Below are 2,891 nucleotides of genomic sequence, written 5' to 3'. Positions count from 1 at the left end.
CAGATCGCTCATGTCCTTGTCGGAGGTGTTGCGAACCTGCAGGTAAACAGTCTTCTGGCTGGACGGCTCAAGCCAGACGGTCTGACTCATCTGGGTTTTGACGTCGAGGTTGCGTTTTTTGATGGCGGTACTCATGGCACCACAGCCGGAAAGCATCAGGGAGGCAGCAGCAATCGCCGCCACGAAGGCGTTATGGTATTTCATAGACGTATCCTTGTTAAATGGAAAAAACGGGACAGACGCGCCCCGGGGCACGCTGTTTTATACAGGGATTTAGAGAGAAACCCTTCCGTCAGAATGCCGGAAGGGATATCGGCAGGAGCCGAGAGAACTTAAATCTTTTTGATGAGTCTGGCGAGTTTACTCATTGCACCAGCAATACCATAGCGGGTCAGTTCAGCACTGATTACCATCTGTATAACGAGAATTGATAATAAGAAAACTAATGTGCTAATGCCGATCACTTTAGGCTCAATCACGGCCCCCACTAAAGCCACTCCCCAGTTTACAATAACTGCTCCAAGCCCCATAAGGCCCGTCAACTTTCTAATGCGGTTAATTATGAAAGAATTATTACGTGTATTCTCATCAAATGAGAGATATACCAATGCTGAGTTATATAGAGAAGCCCCAACGCCAAGTGCACTCAATACCGTTATACCCGTTGCAAACATTTCAAACTGCATTTTGTCAGAAAAATAGACGTTATTCCCAAACAGATCTTGCTCAGGAGTAAAGCTGTATGCCATCCAAAGCAGTGCCAGTACATACCCCATCACACAGGCGACTGGCCATGTCATACTGAGTTTTAAAGCAGCAGCAGGCGAAACAAGTGGACGGTTTTTGTCTTCCAGATTCTGCATCAGCATGTTCACGTCATTACTGATGTCAATGCGCGTCATGGTAGCCATCGTTAAATTCCTTTATTAGTTGCCGGTTCGTCTGCGGAGTTCCTGCAGCTTTTCCTCAAACTCTTTATTCTCAGGCGTGTGCGTCCATAGTTTCTGCTTGCCCTGCTCCGTTACAAAGCCCCTGGCAAACTGCCCCTGCCCCTTATCATGTTCTCCTTTCAGTATATCACTGGACGTCTGAACAGTGGTTTTATTTTCGGCGATTTTACCGTCATTTTCCCTGATTGTTTCCATCAGGCCAGATCTTTGTGCTGCGACCCTGTCTGCCACATTACTCTGAATGCCGGCCCCCGAGGCCTCTTCATTTACGCGTTGCGAACCACTGTGGAAATTATCGGTCATGGTCTGAGACGGGACGTCTGCCGGAACACTGAGGTGACGTTCCCGGTCATGTACGTCCGCTGCCGTTGCCCGGCGGATTCCGCTGTGCGGTGCCTGCGATTCACCCGCCAGTACGTTATGGCCGTTGTCCGAGGGTTCCCCCGCCGCCAGTGTCGCACTGGTACCCGACCCATCCAGCGACTGCGCTGGCTGCAGCGGCTCACTGTTCACCTGGTCACTGCGTGTTGCATAATTCCGCATGATTTCCGGCTCAAGCCGTTCGTGCATAAACTCGGTGGCCGCACCCTGCGCGCTCCGGACGTTGGTCAGGATGTTCTGCGCGTCGCTGCCGTACTTCGCGGTGGTCCAGTCCACGAACTCCTGGTTGTAGTTGGCATCCAGGCTCGCGCTCTGCGTCTGCGAAAGCGTGGCCATACGGCTGAACTCCTGGCTGCGGGTGCTGCTCTCCGTATACTGATGGTACTGACTCTTTGCGTCGTTGAGCGTCGCCGCAAACTGCTGTGCCAGCGAGTTCGACTGGTTGTCCGTGTGGCTGCCCGACTCGCTCAGGCGGGTCGACGTCACCATGTCCACACCCTGACGGAAATCACGCACATACTGGCTGTTCTTATCCTGACGAAGGTCTGTGCCGGCTGAATGTGAGCCCTGTACACCATGCTGCTCGCTTAAGCTGCCCTTACCTTCTATGCCGCCATGGACTTCGCCACTGACCCCTAAAGCCCATTCACCAGCTTTACCCCAGAGCGTTTTACTGGAGTCAAACTTACCACTCATTCCAATATTTGCAGACCTGTCTACAGCTGCATTCGACAACTGACTGTAAGCCTCCTGCTGGGAGATATGGTTGGCTTTCGCATACCCCTCCACGGCAGACTGCATCTGGCTTGAGCCTTTTGAAATGTTCGTGGCCACGCTGTTGTCGCTGCCCTGGGTCACGCTGTCGCTGTTGCCGCTCTGCTGCGTCAGCTGGTTCAGCTGCTGGAAGCCGCTGGTCACGCTGTGGTTATAGCCATCCAGCGAGCTCTGCGCCTGCTGCTCCGCCTGCCGCGCCTGCTCGGAGAACCCGCTGCTGGCAAGCGCACTCAGCCGCATGCTCACCGGCAGATTGGATATCGCCTGGCTGGTATCCACCACCGTGTGGCCGTCCGCCGTCTGCGTCATCATCGCATTGTTGCCGGTCTGGACGCTCTGCGACCCCGAACGGCGGAGCATGTTGGTGTCAAACTTGTTGGCGCTGACGTTGTCCATCGACATGTTGTTAAACGACCAGTTGCCGTCCGCCGTGGTGGACGCCTGCCCGCCGGTGGTAAACGCCGCCGAACTGATGACGCTGCCCGCCACCTGCGAGGCGATGGCCCCGGCCCCTTTGGTCAGATAGAACGACAGCACCGGGATAGAGGCGCTCAGGTAGCCCGCGATGTTGGCCGCGTCCGAGTGCTGCAGCGCCACCTGGTCCTGGTTAGACAGTACCAGCGCCGTCGTCCCGGTTTTGGTCTGCAGGTAGAAGTTAGCCAGCGAGTTGAGGATGGCGTACATCACCGGCCACATCTGGAAGTACAGGAAGCCGCCCGCGTAGAGCTTCAGCGTGTTCAGACCGAAAATCGTGTGATTCACCAGCGCCAGCGCGATCACCATCGG

At 55.1% G+C, this 2,891-nt stretch carries 3 protein-coding genes; all 3 read right to left on the bottom strand.

What is annotated here, in order from left to right; genetic code table 11:
- Positions 1-204, bottom strand: a 204-nt coding sequence (gene traT, locus CBW22_RS05915; protein WP_217899514.1) for a complement resistance protein TraT, incomplete at its 3' end; no start/stop codon positions are given.
- A 128-nt stretch (positions 205-332) separates the two neighbouring features.
- Positions 333-911 (bottom strand): hypothetical protein, encoded by a 579-nt coding sequence (locus CBW22_RS05910; protein ID WP_088516236.1) that lies wholly within the window; start codon positions 909-911, stop codon positions 333-335.
- A gap of 15 nt (positions 912-926) precedes the next feature.
- Positions 927-2,891 (bottom strand): conjugal transfer mating-pair stabilization protein TraG (gene traG / locus CBW22_RS05905; protein WP_176428087.1); only part of this gene is annotated, 1,965 nt, incomplete at its 5' end.

This window comes from Pantoea sp. VS1, assembly GCF_002207995.1.
Classification (GTDB): Bacteria; Pseudomonadota; Gammaproteobacteria; order Enterobacterales; family Enterobacteriaceae; genus Pantoea; species Pantoea dispersa.
Note: the sequence above shows the minus strand (reverse complement) of the source record. Positions and strands in the feature narration are given on the sequence as shown.

What these genes read in the sequence shown, in the direction of transcription:
- CBW22_RS05910 (WP_088516236.1), bottom strand. Translation starts at nt 911, where the DNA reads ATGGCTACCATGACGCGCATTGACATCAGTAATGACGTGAACATGCTG.